This is a genomic window from Shewanella sp. GJ50-10 (assembly GCF_055808815.1).
In genome coordinates, this window is record NZ_JBVVSS010000001.1 from 2,388,426 (window position 1) to 2,407,689 (window position 19,264).

Consider the following 19,264-nt stretch of genomic DNA (forward strand, 5'->3'; position numbering starts at 1 on the left):
TGGGAAAATTTATTCCACAAAGTTGTTTTATAAAAAACATTTAAAGCATAAATAAAAAAACCGCCTTATTAGACGGTTTTCTAGATTGGATTACTAGTAGTTCTAAAACTCAGCTAGCGACTTTTTAATTTCTTTTAAGAAATCGGCACCTAATTTAGGGTCACGTAAACCATACTCAACAAACGCTTTCATATAGCCTAATTTGTCACCGCAATCATGAGATTTACCTGACATATTAAATGCTTCAACAGAGTCAGACTCAATCAGCATATCAATCGCATCTGTTAATTGAATTTCATCGCCTGCTCCTGGCAGTGTTTTAGCTAATAAGCCCCAAATTTTTTCAGAAAGTACATAACGGCCCACTACAGCAAGGTTAGATGGCGCCTCTTCTACTTTAGGTTTTTCCACCATCTTTATTATTGGAGAAGAGTGACCAGGTAAAATAGATTCGCCGTTACAATCTGCGATACCATATTTATTCACATATTTCTCATCAACTGGCGCTACCATGATTTGGCTAGCACCAGTTTCATTATATCGGCTTATCATAGTAGATAAGTTTTCAGTGCGTTGATCAGCTGAGTAAGCATCTAAAATCACATCCGGAAGCACTACCGCAAAAGGACTGTCTCCAATACAAGGTTTCGCGCATAAAATCGCATGACCTAGACCTTTTGCTTCGCCTTGGCGAACTTGCATTATGGTAACATTTTTAGGGCAAATGGATTTTACTTCATGTAATAACTGACGTTTTACACGTTGCTCTAGGGTGGATTCGAGCTCATATGATTTATCGAAATGGTTTTCAATGGCATTTTTACTGGCATGGGTGACTAATACGATTTCAGTGATACCAGCACTAACGCATTCATCAACAATGTACTGAATAAGCGGTTTATCAACTATAGGTAGCATTTCTTTAGGAATAGCTTTTGTTGCAGGTAACATCCTTGTACCTAAGCCCGCGACTGGTATTACTACTTTCATATAAACTCCATTGGCCCTATCCGGCGCCTTTCAGTTATCAGCAAGATCATCAAAACAAACTACTTAGAAGAATAGCAGCTTGTATTTTGATAACAAAATCAAAAGCCTCAAAAGTTAAATTAATCTGCACTCAAAATATCTTGATTCAATATTCTCGAATAAAATCAGTTTTAGTAGCACTATTACTGATGAATATTCACTTTAATAAAAATAATCTGAGTTTATTCAAATTTTAAACATCATCACATGCTTGTTAAAAATCGATATTAAAATCATCCTATCCGTTTATTTTATGATGACTAATACAAAAAAACCGCTATTAAAGCGGTTTCCTTAGTATGATGAATATTTGTGAACTACATATTCACATCAACAATATAATGCCCTTGCAACCAATTACGTCCAATAAGTAATTTGTAAGTCATTTTACTGCGGTCACGTAGGTTCACATCAACTTTAAACTCTTCACCAGGTTCACCGATGGTCAATGTCACCATGTAACGGATTTCACTGCCCTGTGCATTGCGTATTAGCGATGTACTATGTATACGAGCTGTGACGTCTACTGTTTCGTCTTTTTCATTCATGGTAGTAAACGTGACGTCTTTGCCAACATTATTTTCCATGTTGGCTTTATCTTCACCTTTGATCCGCAAGTTTACTGCATGTAATGAGTTCTCAACTGCGCCAGTGTCAATTCGGGTATCAAAGATCAAACCAGATTCTACAATACTGATCCCTGATGTTGGACCAATAAACTTTTTCTCCGACACATCGACAACATATTTACTTTTAAGCCAGTTACGACCAATCAGTAATTTGTAATCCATGGTAGTTCTATTTTTTAAATTAACTTTTACACTTCGGGTACTTTCGCCGTAAGTGATAGGCAACTTCACAGCGTAACGGGTTTCGGTGCCTTGCGAATTACTCACCGTTGAAGTACCAATAATTTCAGCGGTAATGATTTCTTTATCGCCTTTTTCATTAAAGGTAGTAAAAGATACATTTTTGCCAATGTTATCTTTCATTTTAGTAGCACTACCGCCTTCTAATTTTATATCTAATGCGTGTAGAGATGAGTTTACTGCGCCAGTATCCATTCTCGCTTCAAATACAATTCCATTTTCACTGACAGACATCATTTCAGTTTGGCCTAACACTTCTTTTTCAGCAGCAATGCTAGAAAATGAAATGCAACTGAATAAGGTGGCAGTAACTATTGTTTTGAACATGCAAAAATCCTAAAAATATAATGAATGAAGGTGTTTAGAATGAAGTTTATCTAAGAATTTGTTCGATTTCTTTATCGAATAAGTTTTTTATTAACCCTGAAAACTCGGTAATAAAAACACTTTGCTCTGGGGTCGCATTATGAGTGGCGACGCTTGCTAAAATCTCTTCCAAATCATACACAATGGCATCAATCTCTCGAATTACTTTATTACGCTGAGCGAAAGATAAGTTTGGATTTTGACCACAAACCATAATGATTTGAGCGGATAGTTGATCTTCAAATAATTCCATTACCGTTTGACTATTAATACTGTTATCTTCTGATGCCTCAAACAACCCAAGATGTTCAGTTAAATATTGAATTAAATGAATGTAGCCATCTTTATCAGTGACCATTACGTCCCCTAATGATGTGGCTTTTGATAGTCAAAAGCCACTTGTAAATTTCTAATTTGGTATGCTTAATACATTATTTTATTGCGACAACGTAAGCACAAAAGACACTGGAACTGCTAAACTAATGCTGCTTAAACCTGCTACTTCTCGGAGTTTGTTAACGCCTTCGACTAAATTAAAGTCATCAGCTTGAACAACAACTGGTGACATACTGCTTACCACCATTTTTTTATCCGATAATTTTGCCACTAGCACATCAAATGTTTTTAATCGGCTTTTGCCGTGCAAATCAATAGTGCCATCAATTTGTGTGACTAACGTTGAGCCTACACTCAAATCTGCCAATAACTTAGGGTTAACGACCGCTGATAATGTTAACTCAGGAAATTTAGCCACCTCAAACAGCATCGTCTGCATTCGCTCATCACGAATTTCAACACCGGTATCGACACTGACTAAGTCAATCGATAAATTAAACGCTCCCTCAGGAGTTAAACTACCACTTACTTTCTTAAAGTCATGAACTTCAGCAATGTCGCCTTTTTTCACTGATATAAAACTGACTTTTGAGTGCCCTTGCTTAACTTGCCAATCAGCAGCAAAAGCAGCTGAAGATAACAAAGTAGTAGACAGTAACGCTATAGGTAATACTGCGAGCCATTTTTTCATCATTAATCCCTTTTGTGAATAAAAACAGTTAAATTATAGATTAAAATTTATTAACTCGGAGACTATCCCCACTGCGAGTTAATTATCCTTTATGCCAACTGAGCATCAACTAAACATTAAATTACCACAACAGCTATAAACGACTTAGCCATTTATCAAGTGCTTTAGCAAACGCATGTTTGTCCGCTTGTGAAAAGCTATTAGGTCCTGCGGTATGCACACCACTACTTCTTAACTCTTCCATAAAGTCACGCATAGTTAAACGCTGCTTTATATTATCAGTAGTATATATATCGCCACGAGGGTTAAATACCATTGCGCCCTTTTCAATAGCGTCAGAGGCTAAAGGGATATCACCGGTTATCACTAAGTCACCATCATGTAGCTGATCCACAATATAATTATCGGCTTCATCAAAGCCTGAGCTCACTCGAACAACTGAGATGTTCGGTGAAGCAGGCACACGAATAAGCTGATTCGCCACCAAGATTAATGGTATTGATTTTCTATCAGCTGCGCGAAATAGCATTTCTTTTACAGGGTTTGGACATGCATCTGCATCGACCCAAATTGTTTTACTCATTCATACTCTCAATAACTTTGTGTTAGAGCGATATTATCAATTCAATTACGGCGCTAAACGATCAATATTCCAACCAGAAGGCGCTTTTTGATAAATAAACCTGTCATGAAGTCTACGCTCACCACCTTGCCAAAACTCAATGCTTTCTGGCTTTACTCGGTAACCACCCCAAAATTTCGGTAATGGCACTTCACCTTTAGCAAATTTGCTTTTCATTTCATTAAATTTACCTTCTAAAGCTTGGCGAGCACTTATTTTACTCGACTGCTTTGATACCCATGCAGCTATTTGGCTGTCTTTTGGACGGCTCATGAAGTATTTGGTCACTTCCATCATAGATAATGGCTCTGCTTCACCGGTTACAGCAACTTGCCTTTCGAGAGGATGCCATGGAAACAATAAACTGGTTTTAGCATTGTTTGCCAACTGGGTGGCTTTTCGGCTTTCTAAGTTAGTAAAAAAAACAAAACCGTCATCATCAAACTTTTTCAGTAGCACTATACGTTGGAATGGCTGACCGTGCTCATCCACAGTGGCAACACACATTGCGGTTGGATCGGTTAGTTCAGCTTGTTTTGCTTGTTCAATCCACAAGTTAAATAAGTCCATTGGATTGTCTGGTAAATCATTTCGGCGTAATCCACCTTGAGTATATTCACGGCGGATATCAGTTAAATCATTCATTTAGATACCTCTTCAATTAATGTCATTATACTCACAGTTACTGTTATATGTTCATGACATTGCTGATAATTATGTTTATAAGCATTAATTGCAAAAAGTAGGCATAAAAAAACCAACGACAATCGTTGGTTTTTTAAATAAGGTTAATATGCAAACTTACTTTTTAACTAAGCCTTTGCCTTCAGCCCACACGTGTAGCAACTCAAGACCTAAGGTAGCACCTGCAAGCGCCGTAATATCTGCAGAATCGTAAGCTGGAGCGACTTCAACTACATCCATACCCACGATATTCATGCCACGAAGACCACGGATAATTTTCATGGCTTTGTCACTGGTTAATCCGCCGCATACTGGTGTGCCTGTACCTGGTGCATAGGCAGGATCTAAACAGTCAATGTCAAAGGTCACGTATAATGGCATATCACCAACACGGGCTTTAATTTTCTCAACGATTTGCGCTGCAGTTAAATCATTTGCCGTTGCGGCATCAATGACTTTAAACGCATGATCTGCAGTATTGTATTCTGTGCGAATTCCCACTTGAATCGAGTTTTCTGGCGCAATTAAACCTTCATTTGGCGCATGGAAAAACATGGTTCCATGATCATACTTGCTGCCCTGACTGTAAGTGTCTGTGTGGGCATCAAAATGTAATAACGCCATTTTGCCGTACTTTTTATAATGCGCGCGCAGCAACGGCAAAGTGACAAAATGATCACCACCAAAACTTAATAATGCTTTGTCACTATCAAGGATTCGAGTAGCAAAGCCTTCTAGTCTTGTTGTGAAGTCTTCTTGATCACCACAATCAAACACTAAATCGCCAGCATCAACGATATTAATAGATTCACTGATGGAGAAATCCCATGGCCAGCGGGTTTCTTCCCAAGCAAGGTTAACAGATGCGCGGCGGATAGCATCAGGTCCCATACGGCCACCTGAGCGACCTGTTGTCGCCATATCAAATGGCAAACCAATCACAACTACATCAGCGTCTGTTTCTATCGGCTTAAAGTTAAGTGGCTGACGTAAGTAACCAAATGCATTTGAATACAATGAATAATCTGCTTTTTCAGCAAAAGTGCTCATAAAAATCTCCGTAATGGCTAAACGCCAATAACTACAAATATTCTGGTATCAGTACTTCATGACAAAGTTGCTGATAATGACTGAAGTTCACATCGTACCCTTGCTCTGTTGCAAGTGAGCAGCTGCCTAAACACAAATGTGCTGGGAACCCTTCAGTGTTTTTAGGCGAATTAAAACCAATGACATCCCAACTTCCTGGGTTTAGGCTACTTAATAACCTTGAGTAAATATCCACAGGATGGTTGGCTAAGTTCACATTAGTTTCTAAGCTCACATAAGAGCTTTTTTCTTGTGGGGTAATATGAATCGTAAAATACTCTTGCCCTTTAATGCCGTTTATTGAATAACCAAACGGTTCAAACAAAAAATCATCCACAATAAAGTCAGGGAATAACTCTGATAGTGCTAATAAATCACGAATTCCCTGTGCTGATTGATTCACACCACGTAAGTAATCAGCAGCTTCACCGTTTATGTGGTACATCAGCAGTTCATTCGTCACGTCCGTTACTGGGGCTATAAATGGCTTTTTTGTGCTGAACATATAATGATGATGCGAGTCTAAATGACCTATGCGATAAGCATTACCCGTAATCGTTTGACGGATTTTTTTCAAATCATCTTGAAACGAACTCGACTGCAGGTGAGACAAATATTCGTTCTTACGCTGATAACTGGCAAAGCCTATCGCTTCTTCGCCCACATGAGCAATAAACGACATCACCGCATCAGCGAGTGTGGTTGTGCCACAGGTGAGCATGACAAAACGGTCATCCCACACAAATAAACTCGACTCACTTAATAAATAGGCATCGCAATATTCATTACTGATTGACGAGAGAATTTCAGCGTTAGCGCAAGCCACAATATCAGCCCAAAATGGCTGACCAAAACTGCGAAGTTTTTGGGATGAGTCAGCGAGTATGACTTCAATCTTTTTTTCCGAACCTTCAAAAAACATATTTCAAAACCTAAAAACGCAGAGCCAATCATGTGGCTCTGCTGACACACTTTTTACGAGAAATCTTCTAAATAGGTGTAACCCTTTAGACCTAACTGTAACTCTTCCAAAATCGAGGTTCTTTCTTCTTCAGCAATATGCTGATTTACCAGTTCTTCATAGGTTCGCATAAATGCCACTGCATCTAAGTTTACATAACGAAGCACATCGGCAACCGTATCACCCGCTAAAACCGATTCAATATTAGGTAAACCGTTTTCTTCAACACGCACGACTGCCGAATTAGTGTCGCCAAATAAGTTATGCATATCACCCAAGATCTCTTGGTAAGCACCAACCATGAAAAAGCCGATTAAATAAGGACTCTCTGGAGTCCAAGCTGGCACTGGCAATGTGGTTTCGATCCCTTGTCCATCTACGTATTGGTCAACAATACCATCTGAATCACAAGTGATATCCAGCATCACAGCACGTCTTTCAGGTGGTTTGTCTAAACCACTTAACGGCAATACAGGGAACACTTGATCAATTCCCCATGCATCAGGAATTGATTGGAACAATGAAAAGTTGACGAAAAACTTATCCGCTAACTTCTCATTTAACTCATCAATAATAGGTCGATGGAATCGGTTGTTATTACTTAATAAGCTTTTTAATGCATAGCAAACTCGTAAATTGGTTTGCTCAGCCCAAGCGCGTTGCATCAAGGTCAATTGGCCTACAGAGAACAACGAATGCGCTTCAGCAATATCACTTTGAGTATCATGATAAATCTCAATAATCGCGCGATTATCAGGACGCTCACTCATGTCCGTCCACGACTCCCACATATTGTGTAATAGTTGTGGCGCATCTTCTTCAGGAGGCTGAATGTCTTCTGGCTTATAAGATTCAGTACCAATCACATCGGTAATTAATACCGCATGGTGAGCGGTTAAATGTCGACCAGATTCCGAAATAATCCGCGGCATTGGTTGCTCATATTCATTACAAATATCACTCAACACGCTGACAATGTTATTGGCGTATTCAGTTAAGCCGTAATTCATTGAGTTATTGCTTTGGCTTCGAGTGCCGTCGTAATCTACGGCTAAGCCTCCGCCGACATCAAAGGTATCGATTAATGCACCTAACTTGCGTAACTCACAATAAAAGCGCCCTGCTTCACTTACACCTTGACGAATATCGCGGATATTGGCGATTTGTGAGCCTAAGTGGAAATGAATTAATTGTAGAGAACTCATCATATCGAGCTCTTTTAATTCGTTAAGGACTTTTAAAACCTGCGCTGCAGATAAGCCAAACTTTGACTTCTCTCCACCACTTGCTTGCCATTTACCTTTCCCCTGAAACGCAAGTCGAGTGCGAAGGCCCAAACGCGGTGTAACGCCTAACTTTTCAGATTCTTGAAGAATCAGTTTTAGCTCAGAAATCTTTTCGATAACGATATAGACTTTATGGCCAAGTTTTTCACCTATCAAGGCTAAGCGTACATACTCTTTGTCTTTATAACCGTTACAAACAATCACTGAACTGGCTTTTTGAGCCATGGCAAGAACGGCCATCAATTCAGGCTTACTACCAGCCTCTAAGCCCAACTGCGGGACTTCTTTAGACTTTTGGCTTGCTAAAATCTCTTCAACAACCGTTTGTTGTTGATTCACTTTAATTGGGTAAACCAATAAGTAATCGTTCTGATATTCGTACTTCTGAATAGCTTCATTAAATGCATCACAAAGGTTTTCGACTCTGCGATGTAAAATCTGCGGGAAGCGCACAAGCACAGGTAAAGCAACGCCAGCTTTAACCATATCTTTGGCAAGCTCATTTAAACCAATTGTGCAATCTGGTTTACTTGGGTCAGGGGTGACTGTGACTTCACCATTATTATCAATACCAAAGTATTGCTGGCTCCAATGCGTTACGTTATAGCTTGAACGTGCGTTTTCGATAGACCAATCTTTCATATTCTTCATTCCGTCTATTCAGCCGATAATGCAGAAACGCTTTGAGCGTCTTTTACTGCACTTTCAACAAATGCAGGCAATGCAAAGCTTGCCATGTGTAAAGCAGGCGTATAGTAACGAGTGCTGATATTAGCCTGTTCAAAACGTTGCTTTAATGTCGTTAAATCTTGCTCACGAGCCGTTAAATCATTAGTCGCCCATGCAAAAGCCATTGTGCCACCAATATATGTAGGTACTGCAGCATTATAAAACCAACAGTCTTTTACATAAGGGCTCATACGTCTTACTGTATCTTGCAGCTCTTCTGGTTGCATAAATGCCACCCCGTTTTGAGCTACAAAAATACCATTGTCTGTTAAACAGCGGGTGCAATTTTCATAAAATGCCGAGCTGAATAACACTTCACCTGGCCCCACAGGGTCGGTGCAGTCAGAAATAATCACATCAAACTGCTGCTGGCAATGTTCAATAAAATGCATCCCATCATCAATCACTAAATTCACCCGTGCATCTTCAAATGCACCTTGTGAGTGCTGCGGGAAATAGGTTTTGCACATTTCAACTACATTAGCATCGATTTCAACCATAGTAACCTGCTCTATAGATTGATGTTTTAATACTTGTCGTAGCATTCCACCGTCACCACCACCGATGATAAGCACATTTTTAGCACTCCCATGAGCAAGGATAGGTACGTGAGTCATCATTTCATGATAAACAAATTCATCTTTTTCAGTTGTCTGAATAGCACCATTAAGTGCCATTACTCGGCCAAAATTAGTATTTTCAAAAATACTTAAATGCCATTGCTCTGTTTTTTGCTCAAACAGAACTTGTTCAACTTCAAAATACTGACCGTAGCCGGTATGCAATGTTTCGTAATAGATATTTGATTTGTTTAGCATGTTAAAGTCCAACGCTGCCATAAATTCGATGACCGTCACAGCGTAGATGTAAGTTAAAAACGTGAATCATTAAGCTTGTACTGTTATTTATAGTCAAACTCATTACTCGAGCCAATGCTATTTAGACAGAATTCAATCAATGCTTCTATGGTTTAAATCGGGTAGCTGTAGCTTTACTTCATGCAAACAAGAGAACACTCATTACCCAATTAAAAATCTGTTATTTTTTAATCTTAATTAACGAATATTAGGATTCATTGGTTCAATTAAAAAAGCGGCGCAATTAAACCCTGCAAACCATGATAATGCAAGGGTGAAAAAGCAATTTTAGTATAAATTTAGTTCATTATTTAACTGCAACGGCAATGTTATGTTTTTTTTGTTAAAAACCAAACAGTTCTAGCAAATAATTTGTGCTCAATTGAGATAGTTTATTAACCTAGCCATTTTCAAACTAAGCTTTTAAGCTTGAGATTATTCTCTCAAGTATCAAACCCTGAAATAAGCACAGTTACAAGCATCGATATTGCGTATATAATTACCCTGTTTTCTCCTTATCTTTAGTTAAATAGAGCCGCAAATGATACAAATCGGAAAGAGTCACTCCCTAGAAGTCGTTAAACAAGTCAGTTTTGGCATTTATATGAATGCGCAAGAACTAGGTCAAGTATTACTACCTAATAAGTTCGTCCCTAAAAACTGCCAAGTTGGCGATATGGTTGATGTATTTCTTTATCTTGATTCTGAAGATATTGTTATTGCGACGACCCAAAAGCCTTACGCTCAAGTCGGCGAGTTCGCTTATTTAAAAGCAATCGCGACTGGCCCTTTTGGCGCTTTTTTAGATTGGGGCTTAGATAAAGATTTATTACTTCCTTTCGGTGAGCAACATAGAAGTATCGAAGAAGGCAAGTCATACCTAGTTTATGTTCATGCTAACCACGTAGATGAGCGTATTATGGCTTCATCAAAGGTCGATAAGTTTTTAGATAAAACGCCTGCTGAATATGAAGCAGGACAAGAAGTGGACTTGATCATTGGTGGCAGTACTGATTTAGGCTTTAAAGCCATTATCAACAATGCTCATTGGGGCGTATTGTTCCAAAACGAAGTTTTCCAGCGTTTGAGTTTCGGTCAATCTATAAAAGGTTACATCAAACAAGTTCGTGAAGATGGCAAAGTGGATTTGATTTTACAAAAAGCCGATCAAAAAAACTTAGACAGAAATGCTGAAACCATCATCAATAAATTACACCGAGCAGGTGGCTTCTTGCCACTGAATGACAAGACTGACTCAGCTATTATTTATGATCAATTAGCCATGAGTAAAAAAGCATTCAAGCGTAGTATTGGTGGTTTATTCAAAGGTGGACAAATCAGCATCCAAGACGATGGCATCAAATTGCTTAAATAAACTGCATCCAGCCTGAATTATTTGATAAAAAGCATGGTTCTGTTATAACAAACCATGCTTTTTTATTTGGAGTAATTTATGGAACTTAGCAATCAAGAAGCCCGCATTATCGGCTGTTTATTAGAAAAAGAAATTACTACCCCCGAGCAATACCCTCTTTCAATTAACTCCTTAACCATGGCATGCAATCAAAAAAGCAGCCGTGAACCCGTCATGAGTCTCACAGAGCAAGAAACACAATCACTCATCGATGATCTCACTAAGAAAAGACTGATCAGTGAGCAGACAGGTTTTGGCAGTCGAGTAGTCAAATACAAACATCGTTTTTGTAACACAGAATTTAGTGACCTTCAGTTTTCAAGTGAACAACTTGCAGTGCTAATTGTATTGCTACTTCGTGGTCCACAGACCCCTGGTGAACTGAAAACGCGCTGTAATCGATTGCATGAATTTGATAGTCCACAGCAAGTCGAAGCCGCGTTACAATCTTTAGCATCTCGCGATGAGCCTTTAGTAGTGCAATTACCCCGTGAAGCTAACCGTCGTGATAGCCGTTATGCGCAACTATTTTCAGATAAACAATATCTTGAGCAAGGTAGTACTCAATTTGAAGTCAGCGCCGCTCCGATCAGTAAATCAGTGAATAATGAGGCAACCAATGCATTACTTGAGCGAGTAAACACCTTAGAAGCTCAAGTCAGTGATTTAACCCAACGTTTAACTGAGCTTGAACAACTGCTAGATTAATCATTAATGGTTAAGTTAACACTGACTTAACAAAAATTAATCTTCATCGAGTCCGCTATCAAGTATGATGGCGGACACATCACCGTTTTTCTCAAGGATATTTTTTATATATGGACTCTTCTCCTCGGTCTTCCTCACTTCGTCAGACTTGGCTGATTGCCAGTTACGAACTGAGTAAGCGATTTACCAATACCAAAGGGATTGCGGCGTTAATCGCTTTCTCGCTCCTTTGGGCAATTATCTTGCTATATCCTGTGCAAAGCGCATCGGTATACATGCTAGAGCCAGGATTTAAAGAGTTGGTCCAAGGCATATATGGGCCAGATGCGTTAAGCCAGCTATTTAGCTGGAAAGTCGCTGAGTTTGCTGTCTTTTGGTGTATTGCACTTTATGTGTTCCCCATGTTTAGCATCTTTATTACCGCCGACCAATTTAGTTCTGATAAACAGCGTGGTTCATTCAGGTTTCTGACACTAAGAGTCAGTCGCGATAGTATTTTCTTCGGCCGGTTTTTAGGTCAGATGCTGATTCAATCTTGTTTACTATTACTGACAATTATCGCCACGGTCCTAATGGTACTAAGTCGAGATGCTAGCTTATTTGCTGATGCACTTTTTAGTGGTTTTTCTGTGTTCATTAATGTGTTTATCGCATTACTGCCTTATACCGCGGTAATGGCAGTATTATCTTGGTACGCCAACAGTGCTAGACAAGCGAGTATTTATGCAGTCATTCTGTGGGCAGTTAGTGGCATTTTAATTATGCTCATTAATAGCCAAATACCTGCAATGTCATTTTTAAGCTGGGTGCTCCCAGGCTCGCAATTGTCTCTGATGATAAATACCCAAGGTTTGGGCTCACTAATTTATGCGCCAATTCCTTTGATTCAAACGCTCGCAGTTTTAATCGCAGGTCGTATTTACATGCAACGGAGTGCACTATGAAGCTAATTACTTGTGAAGGCGTATCAAAGCAATACGGCGCTAAAGCTGCGTTATCTAATATTAATTTATCATTAGATACTGGAGCACCTATTGCTCTTGTAGGACCTAACGGCGCGGGTAAAACCACCCTCTTTAGTTTGTTATGTGGTTTTATTCATCCAAGTGCTGGTGACATTACCATTTTGGGTGAGAAGCCTGGCAGTCAAAAACTACAAAACTTGGTCTCAGCTTTACCTCAAGATGCCGCGCTTGATCCAAACTTTACTATCGTGTCGCAACTGACCTTTTTTGGAAAGTTACAAGGTATGACTGGTAAACAAGCAAAACAAGAGGCTTTAAGAGTTTTAGATTTAGTCGACCTCACCTCGTCAGCCTTAATGCTGCCTAAAAGCCTAAGCCATGGCATGAGCAAGCGCGTTTCTATCGCTCAGGCGTTAATGGGTTCACCTAAATTGGTATTACTGGATGAACCAACGGCTGGCCTCGACCCTGCTAACGCCAAAAAAATCCGCCAAATCGTAAAAGATTTATCTGCGACCACCACTTTTGTCATTAGCTCACATAACTTAGAAGAGTTGGAAAAGCTTTGTGATCAGGTGCTATATCTTGAGCAAGGGCAGCTGCAACAATCAGTTTCAATGAAAGCTGATGCTGAAACAGCCTTTTTAACTCTTACCATGCAGCAATCTGATATTGAATTACTCAGTGATAAAGTGCGAAGCATGCCAAAAATAATCAATGTTAAAATCAATAATGACGAACAAATCATTATTGAACATCACATTGATCATAGCTTTAGTCTAGAATCGTCACTGCTAGCGTTATTTAGCGAACAAGGCTGGCAATACAAAGCCATAATGAAAGGCAGAAGTTTAGAAGAAACCTTATTCTCCAGCTAACTATTGTTCGCTATTTAGCAGTTAAGAGTTAACGCTAGATGACTTCCAGCTAATAATAAAAAATTTTAAAAGCCCAGTCTCGTTACTGGGCTTTTTATTGGGGTTTCATTGGGATTTTTTAATGGTTTTTGTCATCGAATAAACGTGATACTAAGCAGGTTAAGCCTGCAGAAAGCTAACCAATAAATAGTGCTTAATGACTCTCAACTAATGCCGCCTCACCCCTTTAATTCAGAACCTTAAGCCAAGTCTATATTCAGTTTTAATTTTAGCTGCTTTTTAAAGGGAGCTTTAACCAGATAGTGCCTATTTCTTATAATCACCGCACATAACTAACACATATAACTGACGCTTATAAGCATGGCATATAACCCGTTTCAGCGCTCTATAGTAGGAAACATCACGGCATAGGCTTTATTAAGGGATGAGTACTTTAACGTTATGGAGCGATATTGGACGACAGAACAGCTGCAGGAGTTTGTAGAGGTTTTACGAAAGTATTTATCGAATCTTTTTTAAAGGCAAAAAAAAACTGTAGTCAAAGACTACAGTTTTATTTAATTATCTAGCCGAGGCTAGGAATAATTAAACTACAGTTACGTTCTCAGCTTGAGGTCCTTTCTGACCTTGAGTAACAGTGAACTGAACTTTTTGACCTTCGTCAAGAGTTTTGAAACCGTCTGAGTTGATAGCACGGAAGTGAACGAATACGTCTGGACCAGACTCTTGCTCGATAAATCCGAAACCTTTGTCAGAGTTGAACCACTTAACAACACCAGTAACTTGAGACATGATATAAATCCTGTATATAAAAAATAAAGCCTTAACGGCGGTAGAGCTGAAAATGCCGGTTTTACTTATGTTCACAGGACGAAACTGGTCGTATTGAAACACATAAACTAAGCCCAACCTTCAAGCCCGATAGATTATGAACCTTTCTACGGGGATGTCAACTAACATCAACATTTTAATTCAATTAGTTATAACCACGCTTAAAATTCGCGAATTCGATAACAATTAAAAACTAAATATCAGATTCAAAAAGTAAAATAGCAAATTTAGATGACAAATCAATTACGTTGATGAATTTCAATACTAAAGTCTAATTCGCAGCTAAGTCCTTGATCTGCTATTTGAGCTTTTTGCTCTTGAGTTAATTTCCATGCATAGGGTGTCATATTTAAAAAGTGTTCAATATCAATAGGGTCTGATAACTCTAATGGATACTGTAGTCTTTCTTGATGCAAACAGGTAAAGCCTTCAAGCTCAGCTTTAGGCTCGTCATGGGGTTTAGGCTCACTATAGATAATTTTTTTCATAGCGAAATGATGCATTGGACCCGGCGAAACCGTAATTAAAATGCCGTCTTTTTTGATCACTCTTTGCAATTCTTCAAGTTTAGACGGCGCATAAATTCGCATGGCCAAGTCGAACAAACTATCTGCAAATGGCATTTCATATGCACTCGCAACACAAAAATCTAAATCAGAATATCGTTTAGAGGCGTATTTAATCGCTGATTTAGAAATGTCCAATCCTTGTAAGTGACATCCAGTAGCCTGTTCAGAGAGTTCCTCTGAACTCGTACTGACGCTAACATCAGCCTTTGCAGCAATGTTATCCTTAATCGCTTTGAATAAACGATGACTGTAATAGCCCTCACCACAGCCAATATCTAATATTTTTTGCTGTGTGGTTTCAGTCTCTGAATAACTGAATTGAATCGCGAGTTCGTTGACCCTATCACTGAGCTTTTGATAATAACCTTTATTTAAAAACTCACGTCTTGCAAACATCATGGTTTTATTATCACCAGGATCTTTTGAGTTTTTCTTTTGAACCGGTAGCAAATTGACATAGCCTTCTTTTGCACAATCAAACTGATGACGATTCTCACACTGCCAAGACTTGGCATTGAGTGACAAGGATGTACGGCATATAGGACAAATATATTGCATCAAATAACTCTATATAATAAAAGGCATGGTTGAACTCTAATTAAAGAGTTGCTTGAAACGATTTGGAAAGGATTTTACGCAATGAACAGGGAAAAGTCAGGTTTCTTCAGTCAGCTTATCTACCATTAGGCTCACATCAGCTGGTGCCAATAATGCAAAGCACTCTAATTTACGCTGTAAATCTTCAACATCTTTAGAGAGCTCATTAGCTGCTGTAGCGTAATTGGTTCGCTGCTGAGACTGGCTATAGGTTCTTAGTAGCCACTGTTGTTTGTGGTTGAGTAAATTATCGAGTTTCAGCAGTTGAGCCGCAATGATCGCATGAACTTTATGATGTGTTTCTGATAAATATAAATTGATATCCGCCCTTACCTGTTCAATCTCGCTAATATTTAACGCTAACGTCGCTGGCGGCTCTTCATAATCAAAGTTTCTGGCTAGGATCGCTTTGGCCATCATCAGCTCTTTTGGCTCTTGGTTTAAACGTAAATCTTGTTCGAGGTTCACCGATTCACATACTGAATGCTGATAACTCACGCTAACCAAATTTTGCGATAAGTTTTCAACATCAAATGATAAACCGACACCTTTTCTTAATGACTGGGCAGAAATCCTCGGGGCAATGCCTATTTTGGCATATAGACGAAACCCTTGGCCTAAGGTTCGGTTAAACGAGCAATTAATAGCCTGAGGACTTGATTCAGTGTCAGATTGAATTTCTGCGTCATCACTAACTGTAGGCTCAATGACAGTTGTCAAATTAAGGCGCTCATCTAACACTTCAACTTTAAAAAATGGCTGACAGGTTAAAATTAAACTCGCAGATTGGGCGCTATCAGACTCGCAGATGATAATTTCAGCCAATGGCTGGCTTAATGCAGGTAATAAAATAAAATCACTCACGTCATCTGCAAGTGCAATCAATAAGGTTTGCCCCTGATTGATTCGATACTTAACTGGTTGACTAAATAAATGATTATACATAACTGCTCCCTTATCATTATTTGAAGTTAACCAGCAAATATCTAATATGTAAACCTCTCAATCTACAATGAGTTTTTCTTTGAAAGCGGCAGCGCTACAAACCAACAAAAAAACTAATAACAATGGCATTAACCAAATCAATGAAAAATCCGCACACCAATGGCACAACAATAAAAGCTTGCGCGCTAGCGCCATACCGATTGGTTACCGCAGTCATATTAACAATAGCGGTTGCTGTAGAGCCTAATGTAATGCCACCAAAGCCAGAACAAATCACAATAGCATCGTAGTTTTTACCCATAAAATAATAAACAACGAGTACAGTGAACAATAACGATAGCAGTATTTGTGCGGTCATAATGACGGATATATAACCGAATAATCCATCTAAATCCCAAATACGTAGTCCCATTAACGCCATGGTTAAAAACATACCAAGACAGATATCAGAAATCATTGCGAGGCCTTTTTGACCTTGCTCTATTCTTTCTTGGGTTCGCTTCTTTTTAAACACTCTACGGCCGATATTGCCAATAAAAATACCAGCAATCAAACAACTAACAAACGTTGGTAGTTTAAGTCCAAGAGACTCAAAAACATCATTAATTGAATGTCCTAGCATCAAAGCAACATTTAACACCAACCAAGCCCAAAGCACGCCATAATGACTTAATTCTTTACTAGATTGGTTATCTTGATAAGCACCCACGGCAACATCTTTACCGTTGGAAGGGTTAACTTTATGTTCATTCATAAGGTAATTAGCGATCGGACCGCCGATAACACAAGCTGCGATTAAGCCTACGGTATTTGAAGCAATACCAATCTCCATCGCATTTGAAATACCATACTCTTCGACAAAGATAGGTGCCCAAGCCAGCGTTGTTCCTACCCCACCGATTAAACTTACCGAACCTGACAGCAAACCAGCTTTAGGATCCATACCAAAACCAGAAGCGACCCCCATACCGACTATATTTTGCAAAACAATAAACGTGGCAGCTAAAACCAATAATATAATTAACGGCTTGCCCCCTTTAATTAAGGTCTTAAAATCTGCTTGAAGTCCAATACCAGCAAAAAAATACAACAGCAGAACATCTCTCACTTCCAAGCTAAAAGTTAATTGAAAATGAAACACATAATAAAGAAACGCCACAAAACCTGCGCAAACAAAACCGCCGATAACAGGCTCAGGAATAGAGTATTTCTGTAATAATGCAGACTTTTCAATTAACCCCTTGCCAACAAACAATAGCGAGATTGCGATAGTGAAAGAAATTAAAGGTGAAACGAGGTATTCAGACATTTTTAGGTGAGTCCTACTCTATTTTTTATGGTATTCGCAGAAAATGGGACATTTTTACCGATGTAAACCGTTTATTAGCTGCGGATATTGAAGATATTTTTGAATTAAAAGATTAAAAGTGATCGGTTATCTAAATCAAAAATACGTGTTTAATGAATAAAATTATAAACTTGGAGTTATAAGTCTAATAATCGCATTTGATGGATCCCATCCACTCTTAACAAGAATTCTTATCCTTCCTCTGAACGTGAAAACAATAAGTTAACGACTTAGTGGACAAATTATTGCCACTTTAAAGCGCTTAAAGTGCTCTTGCTTAAATCCATAAACAACCAAAACTGTCTTCATTGTTTCTTTCAAAACACGCCTATTTGAATCAGTTTCGATTTTACTGCTGAAAAGGTTTATTATGATTTTCTAAACTCTCTTATTTAAATATGAAGTCAATCAACGCACTCTGTGTTTACTCATGACTGTTGAGATACAGACAAGATTTCCCTTTACCTACAAGGGAAAGTGATTGATCAGATTTCGATATTGATTCGATGAAATAAGCTTTAATGGACGAAAACACATAAGAATGAACACTAGAATACAACCGACTCTGTTCTGGCACGATTATGAGACCCCGCCTACTGCAAAGGCATTAAGCGTATAATGTTTTTTTATGTACACTACTATGTACACATTTATATCTTTACTAAATAAATAGCCTTTACTCCCCCTGTATGTGACACAAAACAGCAATAATAGTATCAACAGACTCCCTATAAATCCCCTCAAAAGTTCTACGAAACTATAAGTATCTAATTTAAAATAATTTGTTCGACTACTTTCTTTCTTCGTGATTTTCCAGCCCTACCACCGTTCAAGTTAAACAGCATTTGAGTAGTCAAGGAGTAAAAACAGAGGCCATTAATCTAGCAATGGATTTTATTAACCTGTAAATAAAAGGCAGATAATCTCCCATCGTTCAAACCTAGTTAATCATAAGGACATCAACGCTAGGAATTACTATGAACAAGACACAAACACAACTTATACGGGTCTATAAACGTCAATCTAAATCGCCATGGGATGACCACAGCACAGTATTGCTGCTGGCAGACCATCAACTTGAGAATGATGAGGTTCAAGTAAGCTTTAATAAATACATTTATTTACATCGAAATGTACAAGGCCAAATGATAGGTATCAGTATCAGCAAATCGCTACTTGAAGAAAATGTTGAGCTCGAGAGTCAATATCTAACAGGTATTGAAGCTTATATGATGCTATTAATTTACATCGACGATATTACTGCTTTTTGTGAACGGTTCAGAAATGAATTTATGAGTATTTTTGGGGTATATCCGCATTATTACTTCGAAACAGCTGAGCAATGTTGGTCTGATTTGATTATTGCTGCTGAAGCACTGTAATCGCCATCTAGCGAATCCTATTGGGTTCGCTTTTCTATTAATAGTTTCATGTCTTTTACTCATTCAATCTAAACATTAATTCATTAATAAAACTGACTGAGTTGCCAA

Annotated in this window: 20 protein-coding genes; 6 read left to right on the forward strand and 14 right to left on the reverse strand. The window is 38.6% G+C overall.

The window, feature by feature from the left end; translation table 11 throughout:
• Positions 1–102: 102 nt before the first annotated feature.
• The 10 genes from galU to speE all read right to left on the reverse strand — a co-directional run bounded on the left by galU (position 103) and on the right by speE (position 9,480).
• Complete coding sequence (galU, locus tag AC0L4E_RS10045; protein WP_473679087.1) at positions 103–990, reverse strand: UTP--glucose-1-phosphate uridylyltransferase GalU; 888 nt, start codon at positions 988–990, stop codon at positions 103–105.
• Positions 991–1,346: 356 nt separating this feature from the next.
• A complete protein-coding gene (locus AC0L4E_RS10050; RefSeq protein WP_473679088.1) occupies positions 1,347–2,225 on the reverse strand; it encodes a putative ATP-dependent zinc protease in 879 nt (292 codons plus the stop codon).
• Positions 2,226–2,271: 46 nt separating this feature from the next.
• Positions 2,272–2,622, reverse strand: coding sequence for a DUF3802 family protein (locus AC0L4E_RS10055; RefSeq protein WP_473679089.1), 351 nt, complete (start codon positions 2,620–2,622; stop codon positions 2,272–2,274).
• A gap of 78 nt (positions 2,623–2,700) precedes the next feature.
• A complete protein-coding gene (locus AC0L4E_RS10060) occupies positions 2,701–3,291 on the reverse strand; it encodes a YceI family protein (RefSeq protein ID WP_473679090.1) in 591 nt (196 codons plus the stop codon).
• Between the two features lie 133 nt (positions 3,292–3,424).
• Entirely contained in the window at positions 3,425–3,874 is a 450-nt protein-coding gene (locus AC0L4E_RS10065) for a YaiI/YqxD family protein (protein ID WP_473679091.1), read from the reverse strand.
• 45 nt (positions 3,875–3,919) lie between these two features.
• On the reverse strand, positions 3,920–4,558 hold the full coding sequence (pdxH, locus tag AC0L4E_RS10070; protein ID WP_473679092.1) for a pyridoxamine 5'-phosphate oxidase: 639 nt from the start codon (positions 4,556–4,558) through the stop codon (positions 3,920–3,922).
• A 156-nt stretch (positions 4,559–4,714) separates the two neighbouring features.
• Positions 4,715–5,647, reverse strand: a complete 933-nt coding sequence (gene speB / locus AC0L4E_RS10075; RefSeq protein WP_473679093.1) for an agmatinase — start codon at positions 5,645–5,647, stop codon at positions 4,715–4,717.
• A 31-nt stretch (positions 5,648–5,678) separates the two neighbouring features.
• On the reverse strand, positions 5,679–6,608 hold the full coding sequence (locus AC0L4E_RS10080) for an adenosylmethionine decarboxylase (RefSeq protein ID WP_473679094.1): 930 nt from the start codon (positions 6,606–6,608) through the stop codon (positions 5,679–5,681).
• A gap of 53 nt (positions 6,609–6,661) precedes the next feature.
• Positions 6,662–8,575, reverse strand: coding sequence for a biosynthetic arginine decarboxylase (gene speA, locus AC0L4E_RS10085; RefSeq protein WP_473679095.1), 1,914 nt, complete (start codon positions 8,573–8,575; stop codon positions 6,662–6,664).
• Between the two features lie 14 nt (positions 8,576–8,589).
• Positions 8,590–9,480 carry a polyamine aminopropyltransferase gene (speE, locus tag AC0L4E_RS10090; protein WP_473679096.1) on the reverse strand — a complete coding sequence of 297 codons (891 nt, stop codon included), beginning with the start codon at positions 9,478–9,480 and terminating at the stop codon, positions 8,590–8,592.
• A 580-nt stretch (positions 9,481–10,060) separates the two neighbouring features.
• Between speE and AC0L4E_RS10095 the strand changes: the two genes are divergently transcribed.
• The 4 genes from AC0L4E_RS10095 to AC0L4E_RS10110 all read left to right on the forward strand — a co-directional run bounded on the left by AC0L4E_RS10095 (position 10,061) and on the right by AC0L4E_RS10110 (position 13,484).
• On the forward strand, positions 10,061–10,894 hold the full coding sequence (locus AC0L4E_RS10095) for a CvfB family protein (protein WP_473679097.1): 834 nt from the start codon (positions 10,061–10,063) through the stop codon (positions 10,892–10,894).
• A gap of 78 nt (positions 10,895–10,972) precedes the next feature.
• The gene (locus tag AC0L4E_RS10100) at positions 10,973–11,641 is read left to right on the forward strand and encodes a YceH family protein (RefSeq protein WP_473679098.1); all 669 of its coding nucleotides are present in this window, start codon (positions 10,973–10,975) and stop codon (positions 11,639–11,641) included.
• A 110-nt stretch (positions 11,642–11,751) separates the two neighbouring features.
• On the forward strand, positions 11,752–12,585 hold the full coding sequence (locus AC0L4E_RS10105; RefSeq protein ID WP_473679099.1) for an ABC transporter permease: 834 nt from the start codon (positions 11,752–11,754) through the stop codon (positions 12,583–12,585).
• On the forward strand, positions 12,582–13,484 hold the full coding sequence (locus AC0L4E_RS10110; RefSeq protein WP_473679100.1) for an ABC transporter ATP-binding protein: 903 nt from the start codon (positions 12,582–12,584) through the stop codon (positions 13,482–13,484). Before AC0L4E_RS10105 ends, AC0L4E_RS10110 begins: the two co-directional genes overlap by 4 nt.
• A 585-nt stretch (positions 13,485–14,069) precedes the next feature.
• On the opposite strand, the gene AC0L4E_RS10115 is transcribed toward AC0L4E_RS10110, so the two are convergent.
• The 4 genes from AC0L4E_RS10115 to gltS all read right to left on the reverse strand — a co-directional run bounded on the left by AC0L4E_RS10115 (position 14,070) and on the right by gltS (position 17,735).
• Positions 14,070–14,276: a cold-shock protein gene (locus AC0L4E_RS10115; protein WP_012155714.1), complete on the reverse strand. Its 207-nt coding sequence runs from the start codon at positions 14,274–14,276 to the stop codon at positions 14,070–14,072.
• 278 nt (positions 14,277–14,554) lie between these two features.
• Positions 14,555–15,442, reverse strand: a complete 888-nt coding sequence (rlmA, locus tag AC0L4E_RS10120) for a 23S rRNA (guanine(745)-N(1))-methyltransferase (RefSeq protein ID WP_473679101.1) — start codon at positions 15,440–15,442, stop codon at positions 14,555–14,557.
• Between the two features lie 96 nt (positions 15,443–15,538).
• Positions 15,539–16,426, reverse strand: a complete 888-nt coding sequence (locus AC0L4E_RS10125; protein WP_473679102.1) for a hypothetical protein — start codon at positions 16,424–16,426, stop codon at positions 15,539–15,541.
• 94 nt (positions 16,427–16,520) lie between these two features.
• Positions 16,521–17,735 (reverse strand): sodium/glutamate symporter, encoded by a 1,215-nt coding sequence (gene gltS, locus AC0L4E_RS10130; RefSeq protein ID WP_473679103.1) that lies wholly within the window; start codon positions 17,733–17,735, stop codon positions 16,521–16,523.
• On the opposite strand from gltS, the gene AC0L4E_RS10135 reads away from it, so the two are divergent.
• Together AC0L4E_RS10135 and AC0L4E_RS10140 are read left to right on the forward strand one after the other, a co-directional pair.
• Complete coding sequence (locus tag AC0L4E_RS10135; RefSeq protein ID WP_473679104.1) at positions 17,714–17,851, forward strand: hypothetical protein; 138 nt, start codon at positions 17,714–17,716, stop codon at positions 17,849–17,851. The two genes, gltS and AC0L4E_RS10135, sit on opposite strands and share 22 nt — an antisense overlap.
• A gap of 900 nt (positions 17,852–18,751) precedes the next feature.
• Positions 18,752–19,156: a hypothetical protein gene (locus AC0L4E_RS10140; RefSeq protein WP_299569554.1), complete on the forward strand. Its 405-nt coding sequence runs from the start codon at positions 18,752–18,754 to the stop codon at positions 19,154–19,156.
• The last annotated feature ends 108 nt before the right edge of the window (positions 19,157–19,264 follow it).